General features: G+C 38.8%; 9 protein-coding genes. All 9 read right to left on the bottom strand.

The features are described 5' to 3' along the window. Window positions 1–2: 2 nt before the first annotated feature. Window positions 3–2,228, bottom strand: a complete 2,226-nt coding sequence (locus AC3ITD_RS06840; RefSeq protein WP_489365200.1) for a fasciclin domain-containing protein — start codon at window positions 2,226–2,228, stop codon at window positions 3–5. Window positions 2,229–2,581: 353 nt separating this feature from the next. Next, window positions 2,582–5,353, bottom strand: a complete 2,772-nt coding sequence (locus AC3ITD_RS06835; protein ID WP_489365198.1) for a glycosyl hydrolase — start codon at window positions 5,351–5,353, stop codon at window positions 2,582–2,584. Between the two features lie 5 nt (window positions 5,354–5,358). Next, window positions 5,359–5,667: an L-rhamnose mutarotase gene (gene rhaM / locus AC3ITD_RS06830; RefSeq protein ID WP_489365196.1), complete on the bottom strand. Its 309-nt coding sequence runs from the start codon at window positions 5,665–5,667 to the stop codon at window positions 5,359–5,361. A 285-nt stretch (window positions 5,668–5,952) separates the two neighbouring features. Continuing rightward, window positions 5,953–8,400 (bottom strand): glycoside hydrolase family 31 protein, encoded by a 2,448-nt coding sequence (locus AC3ITD_RS06825; protein WP_489365194.1) that lies wholly within the window; start codon window positions 8,398–8,400, stop codon window positions 5,953–5,955. Window positions 8,401–8,421: 21 nt separating this feature from the next. Then, window positions 8,422–9,549 carry a glycoside hydrolase family 88/105 protein gene (locus AC3ITD_RS06820; protein ID WP_489365192.1) on the bottom strand — a complete coding sequence of 376 codons (1,128 nt, stop codon included), beginning with the start codon at window positions 9,547–9,549 and terminating at the stop codon, window positions 8,422–8,424. Window positions 9,550–9,648: 99 nt separating this feature from the next. Then, the gene (locus AC3ITD_RS06815; protein WP_489365190.1) at window positions 9,649–12,555 is read right to left on the bottom strand and encodes an exo-beta-1,4-galactosidase; all 2,907 of its coding nucleotides are present in this window, start codon (window positions 12,553–12,555) and stop codon (window positions 9,649–9,651) included. A 248-nt stretch (window positions 12,556–12,803) separates the two neighbouring features. Then, complete coding sequence (locus tag AC3ITD_RS06810; RefSeq protein WP_489365188.1) at window positions 12,804–13,598, bottom strand: rhamnogalacturonan acetylesterase; 795 nt, start codon at window positions 13,596–13,598, stop codon at window positions 12,804–12,806. Between the two features lie 350 nt (window positions 13,599–13,948). Further along, on the bottom strand, window positions 13,949–14,716 hold the full coding sequence (locus AC3ITD_RS06805; protein WP_489365186.1) for a rhamnogalacturonan acetylesterase: 768 nt from the start codon (window positions 14,714–14,716) through the stop codon (window positions 13,949–13,951). Window positions 14,717–14,779: 63 nt separating this feature from the next. Continuing rightward, the gene (locus tag AC3ITD_RS06800) at window positions 14,780–17,110 is read right to left on the bottom strand and encodes a glycoside hydrolase family 2 TIM barrel-domain containing protein (RefSeq protein ID WP_489365184.1); all 2,331 of its coding nucleotides are present in this window, start codon (window positions 17,108–17,110) and stop codon (window positions 14,780–14,782) included. Between the last annotated feature and the right edge of the window lie 6 nt (window positions 17,111–17,116).

Genomic DNA, 17,116 nt, shown 5'->3' with positions numbered 1-17,116 from the left:
GGTTAGAATTGATATTTTAGATAAGAGTTGATCTGGTGGATAACTGTTCTATTTGATAGTACGTTACTTCTATCACTAGCACCCAATAGTACATTCACTGTTGCACCGGTTACATCACGCAATGAAAGTGTAGTAGTGGTATTCATGACCACATTTATTTTTGTTGCATCGCCAGAATCACTTTTGAGAAGCGTTTCAAATTCACCTGTTTTTTGGCCATCACTTACTACAGTACTTTTATTGATGAAGTGGTATTGGATAAACTTATTGATCAGTGTAACAGAAGCACCATCGGTAGCGGTGAAATTCGGAACGCCCGTAGTCACATTACCTGGCAGCAAACCATCTTTTACAGCATTAACAATAGCTTCATTTATTGGAATAAATACGGTATAACTTACTCCATCAGTTATTCCTGATATGGCACCAGTTGTTTTGTTATAAAGGGTAGCATTATTAAATAAAAACTGAAAGAAATTATAGTATGGGTCGGTAGCTAATGTACCGTATCTTTCGATGTGTTTACCAACATTAAGTGCGGTATAGGTTAAGGCCTCTTTGCCATAAACTACAGCACCGTTCACAGGGGTAGTGTTAATAGAATCAACAGGGATGGTCTGTCTAGAAACCGCTACGCTATCTTGCGTACCTGCCGATAATAGGGTGTTGCGGTTATATTTGATGTATTCGCCATTAGAAGTTTCCAAAATACCAGACCCAGATCTGAAATCAGGAATTGCCCTGTTGCCTAATGGAATAATATGTGTTTGCAAAATGCGTCTTAGCGCCTGCAAATCGCCACGAATCGGCTGACTTACAAAAAATGGTTCGTAAGAGAAGCCCATTTTCTTCAAAGTAACATCGGGGATCGGAATAATTACATATCTAATTGAAGGTGTTTTAAGCGGAATGGTTAAATTAAAATACAACAATGCCTGTTTCATGATATTGTAATCAGGATCGAGATTTACATTGCCATAAATTGTAGAGAATACGTTAGCATCCTGGCTTTTATTAGAACCATAGAAAAATCCATTGCTCAATACTTGTTTATCAATAATATCGGTAGTGCTTTGCTTGGTTATATCACCCAAAACATTTTGAGTGATGGCAAATTTAGCTGGCCATAAAGTAGTGTTGTAAAGATGAGAATTAACATAATCGCGAATTAAATCTGGCGCAACAACATAAAGTTCATTCAAAGTATTTACGCCTTTTTTTCTCCAGTATTTTAATAATACGTTTTTTGCATAAGCATCAACAGCAGCATTTGTAGGTGCAATTACACTGTAAGAACCTTGCTGAGCATCATTGGCATCTACCTTCAAAAAGTTTTCGTTATTTGGCGAGAAACCTAATAGTGTGCTATAACTCTTCACATATACATTGGCTGCTTTCCCGGTTAATACTTCGTAGCGATGCGATATGTCTGCGTTTAAGCCGTATGTTACAAATTTATCTAACAAACTTTTGAAAGTACTGTATTCTGGTTTAGATCCAACATACTGATCAATGCTTAATGGTGGCGTTAAAACGCGGTCGACCACGTGAATGACGCCGTTTTCTGCAATGATATTTTGTTGATCGCCTAAAATATGAGCGGGACCAACGTTACTGCCATTGTAAGCAATATTAGGATAGAAAAAATTATAATCTGCGGCAGATAAACCAGAGAAAGCCATAAATGGCGCTAAGAAGTAGGTTATACTTTTATTGTTAAAATCGCCTGCGAAGTAAATTCCATTCCTATTGGTAGCAATCGCCTTGATAGGATTGCCGTTGTTGTCTTTCTCATCATAAACGAAATCGTAATAAACAGATCTCCTTCTAAATGCGGTATTTTTGATGAAACCTTTTACAGAGAAAAAATCACTCAGTTTTTCCGTTTTTTCTCCATCATAAATCATTGAATAACGGACAATCTTCGAAGCTAAATCTGCAGTAATCTCTGTAAGCGAATTTTCTTGTAGATAAGTTTTAAACGCCTCATCAGTTGGTGCAAAAACTGTCCAAGAACCGGCCGTACTTAAGGTTTCCTTGTAGCCAGCCTTGTCTATACATTCCAAAAATTTGGTAAAAGTGCCCTTTGCCTGGAGCTGTTGATAGATAGGATCGCCTAGATTTTCAGGACGACCATAAAATTCATCAAACTCTTTCTTCCGGCAACTGCTCAGAATAACAATAAATGTCAAAATGACGATTAAAAATTTTGGTAAAATTTTACTCATAATAATTTTATTGAATGCCAACGGCCATAAAACTAATTGCAAAACAGTACGCTATGAAGGATCGGAAAATGAAATGATGAAAACGGAAAGAGCGTAGAAGTTTATTGCATAGATTCGCTAAACGAACGTTGTTTTAAATATTTGGTTAAAGATTATTTGGTTAGTAAACTTGACTAAAGATAAATAGGCTATCAGTTATTCCCATCCTGTACCATCCTGTCATTTATTATGAAATATTATCATAAATGAAGTATCTGATGGCGAAAGTTAATATAAATCGATTTAGTTGAATACTGGGGTTTGAATAGTAGCACTAATTCATCTAACTATTAGTAAAAAAATATCAAATTCGATCAAAAATAAGGCGTGATTACTACCGGGCCAATCAATCCAGATGGCATTAATGACCAGTTAGAGGCATCAAAATCTTTATAATTTATGTTTACAAAATTAATTTCATGGTATTTTCGCCATTCGATTTTTTTAATATCCATATCACGGATTCGGTTGGCCATTAAATTTACCACTTCAATTTTGATCGTATTATTTCCCTGCTTCAGGTATTTACCTATTCGGGCCTGAAACGGAATACTCCACAAAATTCCGACCTCTTGTCCATTTATCCAAACCCGGGCACTTTCATCAACCTGATTAAGGTTTAATACATACTCTTTAGCCGTTTTCGATTTCAAATTAAATTTGGTCGTGTAAACTCCAGTTCCAGAGAAAGCATCTAGCTTAGGGTCGTTCAGTTTTGTCCAGGAAACCAATTGATTTAGTTTCTGATCTGAGGGAAGCTCTGGTCCTCCTGCAGTAAAGTGTAATAACCATGGTTGGGTAATGGCAAATGGCTGCCCGCTTTTATTCAGATAATGCCAGGCAATGTTATCGGATTGATTTTTGGACATATTAAGAAAGAGCGCCTCTCCTGATCTAATCTGCACACGAACATTTTTACCTTGCATTGCAGCGGAGCCGATAAGCCCACTTTGTGGATCGAGAATAATCGCTTTTCCATCTGCGTTTATAGGAATCTGGGTATCGATATCTTTTGCAGTATGGTTTACCAAATAGTAATAAGTATCGCTATTCACTTTTCTTCTGATGAATTGCAAACCAGAATCAGTTAAGGTTTCTCTATTGATCGCAAGATTCGAAAGCGCTTGGGAAATATCAGCAGACAAAAGCACTTTACCCGCACCTATTGTATAACTAAGTGAGCCGTTTGCAGAAGGCTTAAACACTATTTTAGACAAAGTCGCCATCAATTTAGCTCTTCTATTTTCAAGGTTAGCTAAACCCGGAACATCTTTAGGCAATTCCTGAAAAATAACCGTTGCACCATTGTTCGCCAATTGTAGGATATTATCCAAAGTTTCGGGGCTCATCAAATTACAAGAAGGGATAATCAAGACCTTAAAAGGAGAAGCATTTTCTGCAGTACGAAGCACTCCGTTCTCTGCCTTAGTTTTCGCCAATAACCTATCTGAAGCGAAATCGAACGAATACCCGGATTTTGAAAGATTTTTAGCTAGTTTATAAAAAGCACTTGGATGGAGCCATTCATCCACATCGTGAACTTTTAGTGCCATATCCAATCCCTTCGCCTTGTTCCAAACATCGTAAACCGGCCAGTAAATAAGCAGTTCATTATCAGATGTACCCGATTGTAAGATGGATTGACAACGGGCAATGTAATGATTTAATCCCTGAGCATGTGGCCATAAACTGTTGTTCGGATTCATCTCAACAGAGGCATAAAACAGCCAACCTGGCCAAGGCACATTTTCAGGAGAATTTGTAGTACCGTGATAAAAAATATGATTCACGCCAGATAAGAACAATTGTTCGGCTTCAGGCTTACATTGTGAATATGATGTTTTAAAATGCTCGGTAAGCCAGGTAAAAGTTTCAGAAGATACTAGCTTTTTCCCGCCGGTGTGCGCTGCTGACGATGCAAATTTACTCATCATCGGATCAGGATCGACGTTTCTAATATCAGCAGAATCTCTCCTCAAACCAGGAATAGCAAAGGCACTCGAGCCAAAAGTTTCGGTTTCCGGGATATCAACAGCACCATAAAGATCAAGCAAATTGCCTGGTGAACCATGAGATTGGTTTTTTGTTAATGATTTTAACGCATGTGCCCAGTTCGTCCAATTTATTGTGAAATTTTCCAGCAACAATTCATCCATGGTTTCACGGTAGTCGGACTTTAAACGAGCAATATTTTCATTCGTCGAATCTTTGCTTACCAAATCTTTCAAATGCGTGGCTAAATCATACCCTCGGTTCTTTTTAAATTGAGCGAAAAAAGTTGGGGTCCAGGTAGCGCCATATACTTCATAACTATCGTTAAAAAATGACCTTATTCCCTGTGGCTTATTCCGAAATGAATCGGTAAAGCGTTTTAAGTAAACATCTACCGAAGGTTTATCAAGGTGATCTAGTGTAAACCCCTCACCGCCAGGAGCGGCACGTTTTACCATTTGTCGGGTTTTACCGGCAAAAGCTGCATAAATTTGCCAAACACCAGATTTCGGCGACCAGTTCAAACTCCCATCCTGATTTACAGTAGCAAATAAATCAGCTGTTTCACCATTTGGCCCGTAAGCAATAACCGCCTGCAACTTGGCGAAATCCTGTTTAGTTTCCTTTACTTTTATTACCTCATTCAGCTTTTCCCCAGCAGTTAATTTATATTCTTGAACAATTAATTTTGTTGCAGCATTTTCTGGCTTTACCTGCGGACCACCAAAGGGCCAGCCTGTTCCGGTATTCATATCTACGCCCATTCCGAGCGAATTGACCTGATTAACAGTGTATTTTAATGCATTTATCCATTGGGGCGAAAGGAACGACAGATATTGCTTTTCATAACCCATGGCACCATAAATCGGCGTAATCTCTACCCCACCCAAACCTGCAGCAGCATATTTTTGCAAAACAATTTTCAGGTTCTTTTCATCTACGGCATTTCCCATCCACCACCACCTCGTCCATGGTTTCATTTGGCGCTCTATCTTAGGCCAGGTTACTTCCTTTTTAGATACAGATTGGGCACTAGTGATATGATAAAATAAAAAGCCTATAAAAAGCAGCGAGACGAATCGTTTAGTTTGCATGATTTTTAATCTAAATGGAATACCTGTTCTAATGGAATTGATATGGGAGATTGGTCTGCATTCGTTTCCATGATATCGGCCATGTATGCCCACCATTTCTTGACTATTGCTGTACTGCCTAAATCTTGTGATGAATTTCCATTTTGTTGTTGTACGGCAAATAAGGTATCGGTTTCTTCATCTAAAAAAATAGAATAATCACTAATCCCGTTTTCTCTGAGCCATTCAGCCAACTCGGGCCAAATTGCATCATGACGGGTTTTATATTCATCCTTAAATCCAGGCTTAAGTTTCATTTTAAATGCAATTTTCATCTTTTTTTATTTCTATGTTTTAGGATAACAAACCCAACACTATCATCCAGAAGTTAATCTACTTCATAAAATCGATATGAGCGACGTTTTAAGGGCGGTCGTCGTTGCGAGCGAGTATTTCTTGACTGTTACAATCTTCTCTTTTACGAATGAGATTGTGCCAAAGGCATTCCTCTGGAGCTTCTCCGATAAAGAATCGGGATCGCCTGCCTGCCGCAGGCAGGCAATGACGAAAATAAAAACATCAATGGTAGATACAAAGCGTCCTTACCTTTCATCCCTACATTAATTTACTTTCAAACTAATATCCCTGTCATTATTGCCAGTAGATTTTATCCAAACAAGATCTGCTTTAGTATCGTAGTACCAACCAGCAGCTTTATCCAACGAGTCGACGGATTTTAGCTTTGCCACCCTATTCCCATTTTCGGAAACTGATTGTGGAGCTGTTCTACCATTCCAGTGAATCTTTGCTAAATAAAAATGACGACTCGGGTTATACTTTCCTTCAGGTTTTGAAATGTTTATAATTAAACGATTATCCTTTAAAGAAGATGTGATTTTAGTAATCGAAAAATCACCTTCTTTATACTTTGAAGTTAAGTTATCATCTTCGTAAAAATCATATTTTGAATCTCCGTAAGGAAAAACATCCAGTGTGATCACATCAACAGGCTTTTCTCCAGCGTAAATCATTTCTGGTTGCATTGGAATAATGCTTCCAGCCTTTACAAAAAGTGGGATTGTATCTAACGGAGCAACTACATGATGGTAACTTTTGCCGGCAAACTTTTCTCCATTATAATAATTAAACCAGGTGCCTTCGGGTAAATAAATAGACCGCGTAATAGCACCTTTGGTAGTTACCGGGGCAACCATAAAGTTGTCGCCAAACATATATTGATCGCCAATTTCGTAAACATTTTCATCATCCTGATGGTTCAAAACCAGAGCCCGCATCATTGGCAAACCTGTTGCATATTGTTGATGCATACTGCTGTATAGATATGGAAACAAACGGTAACGTAGCAGATCATATTTTTTAAAATTCTGTAACGCCTGCTCTCCATAATTCCAGGGCTCTTTATAACCGGGATGGTCCATCCCAAATACAAGTGCAATCGGACTAAACATCCCAAACTGAACCCAACGAATGTATAACTCAGGATCTGCCTGATGTTCGAAACCGCCCATACAATGCGCCCATGAACCCACACCTGAAAGTCCAACATTTAAGCCTGCCTTTATTACGGGTGCAAAATACTGCCATTCACTAGGCCAGTCGCCAGCGAAAATATAAGGATAACGTTGGATACCTGAATAACCCTCACGAGTTTGATTCAATCCACGAAAACCATTAAGCTTTTCAAATTCTAAAAAAGGTGCTTTGGCATAGGCTACGGGAAATAAATTATGTAGTCTTTCTGCTTCTTTACCTGTTGGCCCAACTTTTTCACTCTCATTTGCCAGTGCACCAAAAGCACTTCCTTCATCGGTTTTAAGAAATTTCGCCCCTAATTTTGCAACCCGCATCACCCCGTTATCCCACCACCATTGGGTCGCTTTGTCATCGAAAAAGTTAACGAATTCTCCTGGTTTTCCATTTTCAGGATAGGTAAAGCCTTTAGCTTGTGCTTGATCCAATAGATTTAATTTCTTTGCATTATCAAACCGCGGACGAAGGTGTAATCCCACCATTTTGTAGTTCATGGCATAAATACTGTCAAACATTCCCTTTGGATTTTTGAAAGTTTCCCTCCATTCGAAAGAGGTAGCCCCTTTCCCACCCTTTTCGCCAAACAATCTCCAGGTAGAATCAAGCCAAAGCAAATCAACAGGAATCCCTAATGCTCTATATTTTCTGGCCAATTCAACCACGTATTGATCTGAAGTTTTATCTTCATGTCCCCAAGTTCCGCCGCTGTAGGTACCGGCATGCAAACCGAGTGCAAACTGCGGTAACATGGGCGATTTTCCAGTGATGGATGTATAAGAATTTAATATCTCTGGAAAAGTGGGTCCGTAAATAAAATAGTAATCCAGTTCTCCATCGGCCGCTTTGAAGCTGTATTGATCTTTGTTTGATGAGCCCATATCCCACTCCGTGGCAAAAGAATTGTGGAAGAAAATGCCATAACCTTTTGTGCTCATAAAAAACGGAACAGGACAATAGTTTGCCTCTAAAATATTATAGGCGCCAATGGCATGGGGCAAACCTTTACCACGACCAACATTTAAAGTAACTTTTTTAAACCGGCGATCCATAAAATCCATCCTTTCGCCAAAGCCGAAAAAATGCTCATCAGACTGAAGCTTCTTGGTTACGCCAACTTTTGAAGCAGACTTAGCAATCGACCCATTATTTTCAGCACTTAAAAGTTTTCCTTGCAAATCAAAAACATCGATTTTAAATGGAGTTTTATAAATTTTAATTGAAAGTTTGGCTGTGGAGATGGTAAACTGATCTTTCTTTTCTTCTACTTTAGCAGTAACATTCGGCCAGCTATATTTAATGACCATTAAATTTTCATTTGCCTCGTATTTTCCGTTCCAGCTTGATCTGATTCGGAACATTTCCGGGGTACAAAAATCAAGCTTCACCTCGCCGTTTGTGGTTAGGAATGAAATTGCATTACCATCTTTTTTAAAGCCCGATTTATAGTTTCCAATGGTTTGACTGGAAGCTGTAAACGAGATCAACAGAAAAGCAAAAGCCAGATATTTTTTCAACATAGTGTTTGTGATGGAGTATTGCTATTTTTTCAATTTATAAATCTCGGTACCGGCCAGTAAAAAGCAGCCTAATCCATAATCCTCAAAATCTGGATTGCTGATATAGGTTACTGGCTGTCCATCTTTTGGCTCTTTGCCTGTACCCTGTGTATACCCCAGGAAGCCATCTTTTTGAACCGCGTATTTTGCCATGCCATTCCAGGCCTTATTGATAATTGGCAAATAAGTTTTCTGATCTAAAATACCTTTGTTAACACCCCAAGCCATCCCATAGATAAATAAGGCAGTTCCTGAAGTTTCCTTGCCCCCAAAATGATTCGGATCATGTAAACTTACATTCCAAAATCCGTCTGTGCGTTGTAATGGAACCAAAGCTTTAATCATTTCATGGTAGGTTTTCAAATATTCATCATAACCAGCGGCATCTTTTGGCATAATATCCAATACCCTCACCAGTGCTGCAATTACCCATCCATTTCCCCGCGACCAATAACAATCTTCGCCATTTGGCTCTTTATAAGGCGGAACGAAGTCTTTATCTCGCCACCAAAGGCCATCCTTTGGGTTGTATAAACCGCCACCCTGCACATTTTTGCTGTGCAAATACATTTTATACATGTAATCGTAATAGCTGTTATCGTTGTACAGATTCCCTAACTTTGCAAAAACAGGCATTCCCATTTGCAAAGCATCTATCCAGGTCCAATCGTCTACTTTACCAGATTTAACCACCATATCAATCGATGCCTTTATATCTTTTATACGCTCTGGCTTTTTGTCGATGTTATAAAGGTCAATATAAGTCTGACCACAAGCATGATTGTCTGCATCTCGGGTTTTCACGCCATCTCTTAATCCCCAATGATGTTTTTCGCCCCATTGAACGGCGTAGTCATAATATTTCTGTTCACGATTAACTTCATACAAGGCCATTAATCCTTCATAATAAACCGCCCTTGTCCAAAGGTTACTTGGCCGCTCTTTGTTGGTGATGATAGATTTACCAGCATCGGGCCATTTGTTCATGAAATAGGTATTGGTTAATTGCATGGCCTTTAAAACCGCTTTTTTATTTGGAATTTTCTGCGCAAAAACTAGCTGTGCTGATAAGCCAATGATGAGGGAGAACAGGAATGTGAATTTCTTCATATTATTAATTTATGGTTGTCATAAGGTTTATATCGGGAACAATCTCTTCAACGTTGGTGCTTTCAGATTGCCGCCTTAGGCGCTATGACAACAGGTTTTCTAATTTGAATTTGGTTTAGGTTTTAACTCGTCAGGACTATCTTTTGTAAAAGTATCGAACTGAATTTTAGATGGACTTTCGAAAATATCTTTTACAGTATTATAGGCTACTTCATATTTAGGCTTAAAGTTTTCAGACATCATGTATCGCTGCAAGCTAAAATAAAGTTGCTCGGCCGCAGGCGAATCTTTCAAATCGGGACTGAGATTGGCACTTGAAATAATCAATTTGCCTTTACCCACTTTTGCCTCTAAAACTAAAGCCAATTTACGATTGAGAAACCAGGTATCAATCGGTTGAACGATCGGCTTAAATCCTTTAGGGAAATCTTCCAAATTCATTACCTGCGCTTTATTTACAATTTCCCACCATTGCATATTGCTGTAGCTTTCAGTCGGGAAGTTTTCAAAGGCTGGGTTTGCCGGATCGCAAAGAATCCCTAATGTATGCGGCGGACGCATTTTGAACCAAGATGTATTCCAGAAAACAGGCAAAAATGTTTGAACCACTTCCTTACCCTTGATTACTTTGCCTGCCGCGTTTAAGAATACATTTCCGCCTTCATCCAATATCTTTTTTGCCTGCTCATCTAATTTGTCTGTATAATAAAAACTGGTTTTAAATTTTGGAAGTTCTGCCGGATAAACCCAAAAACTCCAATCATTGGCAAACTCGGTACCTTCAATGCTTACCTCTACATTTAACTTGGTGGCTTTTTGGATAGTTTTCAAATCAAATTTGATATCGCCAATTCTAATTCCATTTGCAACAGGTAATGTTTGCGGACTAAAAGCGCCTTGAGCCAATGTTACTCCCGAAGCATCTTTTATAGTCCATAAAACCTTGGCATCTTTTAATGGCGCTTTGCCAAAGTGAGCAACCTGAACAGCCGCAGTTAGCGTTTCGTTGTTGGTGTAAACAAATTTGGGAACGTTAAGCAATGGAACTGTGCTGTTCGAAAAACGTCTGAATTCTTTAGCGGTGATGTATCCTTTTTCATCCCAAAAAGCATCCAGAACACCAACCAAAGCTGTTCCCTGGCCAGGATAATCATTTAAAGAAAGTAATTGATAACCATTGTAATTTGGGGTTCTTAAAGCTTTCTCGATTTCATTTTTATAACAAAGGGCTTGTAACTTTCCCGAAGCCATTAAAAAATCTTTGGCCTGGTCGGCCATATCATGATCGGCTAAATCTTCCTGAAACATCTCGAAGTTTTTCGGCTTGTAAACACCGGTATATTTTTTCATCTCCGCAAAATTTGGAAATGCACAATATTGGCCCATTTCGTGGGCTACAAATGGAACTGTAAATTGTTCAATTTGCTTGGCGTAAGTAGAAATGCTCTCCGGTTTCTTACCCCAATCTAAGCCCCGGGCACCAGCACGAACCATGTATTCATTATTTGGAATTACCGGCCAACTGCCTCCTACTGATGCTCCTGTGTACAATCTTCTCGAATCTTTTGCTTTCCAATAATTATTAAACTTTGTTAAAAATTCTACCTGTCTGCCCCGTGGCTCGTTGCCGTAAGCCATCATACAAAACGAGGCATAGTTGCCGTAGTTTTTAGTCATCCGATTTGTTTCATCATAGATGAATTGATCAATTGGCTTCCCTTCTCCTATTGATGTACCATGGTTGGCCCAACTTGGTCCTTCAGGTTGCAAATAAAATCCAATTAAATCGGCGGCAATAAAAGCCGCTTCAGGTGGGCACCAGGAGTGGAAACGCATGTGGTTTAATCCATTTGCTTTAGATATTTTGAAAATTCGTTCCCAGGCAGCAACATCCATAGATGGATAACCGGTTAATGGAAATTCGCAATTATTAGCTGTTCCACGTAAGAATACCGGGCGACCATTAATTTCGAAACTTCTGCCAACAGCCTTAAACTCACGCATGCCAAACTGCACTTGTTTAGTGTCCTTTTTACCATCGTTAGCAGTTAGAGAAGCTGTTAAGCGATATAAAGTGGGATCAAATTCATCCCAAGTGGCAATGTTATCGCCCATTGGAAAATCGATTTCTAAAGTACCCACTCCCTTTTTAATTTGATACGGAACCGTAATCGGCTTTACAGTAATGATATTTTTGGAGTTGAAGCTTTTTGCAGATAAGGTAACTTTCCCGCTGGAAGAAATGTTGGAACCTGCCTTTAGCTCAATTTTTACTTTTGCAGATTTTTTCTTTAAGTCTGGATAAATTTGAACATCTTCAAAATATACAGGAGAACCAGCCTGTAAAAACATTTTGCCCACTACACCATTCCAGTTTCCCTGCGTATGATCGGTTAAACTGTGAGAATCCTGACCGACATTAATGGCTTTAATCCGATTGTCTATCAACAATGTAATGGTGTGTTTTCCAGGTTTTAAATTTGCTGGCAACTCAAAATTTTGTGCCACCACAAAGGTGTATTGCGTGCCAATTTCCACATCATCAATCCAAACACGTGTTTCTGAGTGGGGATATTCGAGAGATAGAACCACCCGCTGCCCTTTCCAGTTTTCCGGAATTTCTACATCTTTCTGATACCATGCGGCACCTGTATAATGTTTTGCAGGGGTTAACCAGAAGGGAATTTTAAGGTTTCCTGGTTTGCGATATTTTTCCAAACGTGGATGATAAAAATAAGAACTATCGTAAATACTTCCCGTCCATTTTGTTTTAAGCGTAATATCGTCGCCCTTTAAATTTTCTGCCATAGAGCCAGGCAAGTTGATGGTTTCAGGCAATTTGGTATTGTACCATTTAGCATTCACGCCTTCGTCACCAGCATCAATTTTAAACCTCCACTTCCCTGAAACAGAAATGGTTTGACCGAAGCTGCTCGTTGAAAAAACGGTTAGGAAACATATAGCCAGTGCTACATATTTTGCAAACGACAATACTTTTATCTGCATAATTTTATCTGAAATGAATGCTAAAGCATTCTATATATTTGGTTAAGGGCACTATAATAGCATTAAATATAGATATGGGCAACCTGTAGTGTCCTGTTAAACCGTATTTATTCGTAGTGATTTTGAACTGTGTTCAAAGTAAAAATTGCATTGTTCGAGATCTTATTAATCAGTTTTTGTATAAAGAGATCGCTCCGCTGTGAAAAACAGCGTTCGAGACGATCAATTAGACATAAGAATCATCCTCTCTACTTCAAGTAAGCTTTCAGCTTATTTTTTTTCAATGTTTTCAAGCCCTCCACAACTAGTGCAGCGTTTACTTTGGCGCCATCTTCATTGGTGTGTGTGTGGTCCTTTTCAGTGAAATAGCTTTTAATTTGATCTGCTGATAAAACCGAATACTTATCTTTAATCAACTGGTTTAAGGGAATAAAATCTACGTTTTCTGCCTTTGCAACTTCTTGCGCCCATCCGGCATAACTATCATTAACTAAAACTACCCTACCATCTTTAACCGGATTTCTTGGAATCGAGGAGCAAACAATTGGCGTTGCGCCTTTAGCCTTGATATCGTTTATAAACTTCCGCATATACCAGCCATAGGTATAAACAATTTCCTGTTTCTTTTTGATGGGGTTGAAAGTATCTTTGCTTTCCATGCCGATACCTTTTATAGTACCACGGGCTCGGGCAGTATCATCAAGCGGACTGCTGTCGTTGTGCCCAAACTGCATCATCACAAAATCCCCTTTTTTTACCTTGGCTAAAACGGCATCCCATAAACCATTGGTTTGAAATGTCCTGCTGCTTGTTCCGCCTAAGGCATCATTTTCAATATTAATTTTTTCGGTATTGAAAAAATTTTCAATAAAACTTCCCCATCCCCACAAAGCGCCATCGCCTTTACCCTTTCCGTTTTTTACAGTAGAATCTCCAATTAAAAATAAGGTTGGTTTCTGTTTTTGTCTTAAGATCATGCAAGAAGAAAAGACGAGAAAAGCACTCGTCAAGATAAGGGTGAGATATGTTTGTTTCGATTTCATAAGAGTTTATTTTAAAAGGATAATGGTGAAAATTTTAAGACTTCTATTTTTTGTTAGGTCGTGTTTTGCAAAAGATCGTGATTAATTTGATGGTCCTTCGACAAGCTACAATTGACGTTTTAAACTTTCCGTCATTGCCTGCCTGCGGCAGGCAGGCGAAATCGATTTTTCATCGGGAGAAGCTCCGGAGGAATGCCTTTGGCACAATTTCATTTTTTGCATTATTTTATTAAAGGAGATTGCTTCGTGCCTCGCAATGACGACCGTTCTTAACATCATTTATATTGATTTTCATGAAATGAATTACCCCTCAGCATGACAATCGTAACTGATGATACAGCCAAGCTCATTTACAATAAATAATTTTTCAGTTTACAGCCCTTCAATTTCTTAATTCCTTCTACTACCGATTGTGCATTTAGTTTAGCACCTTCCAAATTGGTATGTGTATGGTCGCCGGGAAAAAAGGCTTTAACTTTTTCAGGTCCCATTTTGTCATATTTATCGCCAGTAATTTTGTTGAGATCGACAAAATAAGCTTGCTCTTGCTGGGCTACTTCTGAGGCCCATTTTCCAAAGCTTTGATCAGCCCGGAGCACTTTCCCATCTTTAAATTGATTTCTGGGAATCATAGAAACCACAATTGGCGTGGCGCCTTTGGCCTTCGTTTCGCGAACGAACTTGCGAATATACCAACCATAAGTATGTACAGTTTCCACCTTTCCATCAGGCCAGGTTAACACCTTTGTTTCTTCGCCAGTTCCTTTCAAAACACCCCTTCTGCCTGCTTTTGTAGTGTCGGGTTCGCTACCATCGTTATGCCCAAACTGCATCGTTACAAAATCACCAGGCTTTAACGTTTCCAAAACTTTATCCCATCTTCCTTCCGAAAGAAAAGTTCTGGTACTTCTGCCAGCCATGGCATTATTTTCTACATGAATTTTGGTGGTATCAAAAAGTGCGGCAATTGGTGTGCCCCAACCCCAGGTTTCTTTATTTGAGTTACGTACGGTAGAATCGCCAATGGTATGAAGTGCTGGTTTTTCTGGCTTAACAAATGCTGATGCAACAATAAGTAATGCTGCAGCTGTTAACAGTTTTATGGATGTTGATTTCATTTTAATATTTTATGCTGATGATTATAATTAGATCCTGAATGTTGATTCAATTTCTTACTTTATTTACTTCACCTCTAACTTTATAGCGCCACCTTCTAATCCATCTGAAGTAGCTTTTACATCGATATTCCCAATTGCATTTCCTTTGATGTTTGCCATTACTACTCCATGATAAGCGTGTCTTTGTTGTGACTTATACATTTCATGGCTTGCAATATTTCCATTGTCAACTGCATCAATAACACCTGCTCCTGAAATTGTAAACTTAATAAGGTTATCGGCATTCGGACAAATATTTCCCTTTTCGTCATAAACTTTTGCGGTTACAAAAGCTACCTCATCCCAAGTATTTTTGATTTTAGCTTTATCAACTGAAAGCACAATTTTAGCAGGTGGGCCAGCGGTTTTCAATTCTTCGGAAACAACCTCTTTACTTTTATTTCTGCCCACAGCTTTTATCGTTCCCTTTTCAAAAGTAACATCAAATAATCGTGGAGAATCATCAGTAGGCTTAGGTTTGATACCAAGCGATTTCCCATTCAAAAACAACTCAACCTCATCGCAATTGCTATAAATGGCAACTTTTGCATCATCATAAGTATCAAAATCTGTTGGTGTCCAATTGCCGATCCAATCGCCAGCGCCTGCATTATCCTCTTTCCTAACTATGTGAACGGTTGGTTTTTCAGACCACCAGCTTTGGCGTTGCAAACTTTGCTGTTTCCAGCTTCCAATGCGATCAAATAATCCTTGTCCATTTGTAATTTGTGGCCAATCGGCTTCTCCCAAATAATCAAAACCTGTCCATAAAAATTGGCCTGCCATAAATGGATTATCCCGAAGGGCTAAATATTGTTGAATTACATGTGTATTTTCTGTCCCAATAACTTTTAAATTAGGTTTTTGGTTGTGCAAGGCCACTAATTCATTTTCTCTGTAATTTTGACCAACAACATCCATCGTTTCAGCAAAACCATTGGTATAAACTTTTGAATTTGCAGGTCGGAAAAGCGCCATGGTAACTGGCCTAGTCGGGTCTAACTGGTGAACCAAATCTTGCTGATCTTTATATTTTTTAAATCCTTCGGGATTATCTAAATTATCATGGATTTCATTACCCACACTATAAATCACTATGGAAGGATGATTGCGATCTCTCAACACCATATCTCTAGTATCTTGTTCCCACCATTCTGTCCAAAAGCGATTGTAACCCTTTTCGCCATTGTTTTTGGCTGATGTCCAGGTATCAAAAGTTTCATCCATTACTAAAAACCCCATCTGGTCACACAAATCCAAAAACTCCGGAGCCACCGGATTATGAGCCGTTCGAATGGCGTTAACACCAACTTCCTGAAGTTTTTTTAAACGAAATTCCCATACGCTTAAAGGAACCGCAGCACCCACAGCACCGCCATCATGATGCAAACAAGCACCTTTTAATTTGAAATTTTTGCCGTTTAGCCAAAAGCCAGTAGCTGCATCAAACTTAAAAGTTCTGATGCCGAATTGATTAATCTGATCATCGATGATCTTACCACTAACACTAACTTTTGTAAGTGTTTTATACAAGCTCGGTGTTTCTACACTCCAAAGTTTTGGGTTGCCTATCTCCACAGACTGATCGAGCTTAATGGATTTATTGGCCGCGATGGTTTGTTTATTCTGAACTGTTTTAATCACTTTATCATTAGCATCCAACACAGAAGTTTCTACGGTAATTTGAGCAGCCTTAGCAGATTCATTAGAAACTGAAGTTTGAATTTTTACCATTGCTTTCTGAGCTGAAGCATCAGGAGTGGTAATAAAAACACCCCAGTTATCAATGTGGATCAAATCTGTAGCTACCAAACGAACATGCCTGTAAATGCCAGCACCAGTGTAATAGCGGGATGCAGGCTGAACCGTATTATCAGCCTTTACTGCTATTACGTTGGTTTTTCCTTTTCCAAAATTGAGGTGTTTGCTCAAATCGTAATTAAAACTAATGTATCCGTATGGGCGTTTCCCTAAATGAAAACCGTTGATCCAAACATCGCTATTGGCCATTATTCCATCAAATTCAATGCTAATTTTCTTACCCGAAAAACTATCATCAAGATTAAAAGTTTTACGGTACCAACCTATTCCCGAAGGAAGATATCCACCACCTCTAGCAGTCAAGTTTGTCTTATCATAAGCGCCTTCAATGCTCCAATCATGAGGTACATTTAATTTCCTCCACTTGGAGCTATCGAAGTTAGTTTTCTCAGCGCCATTAGCATCTTCCTGAATAAAAGACCAATCGTTATCAAAATTATTGATCACTCGCACTGGCTTGGCCAATTGCGCAAAAACAGCATTTTGTAACAATAGCAAAGTGCAAAACAAGATAATTTTAAAAGATTTAATCATTTGAAG

It is taken from the genome of Pedobacter sp. KH_004 (assembly GCF_057840755.1).
Note: the sequence above shows the minus strand (reverse complement) of the source record. Positions and strands in the feature narration are given on the sequence as shown.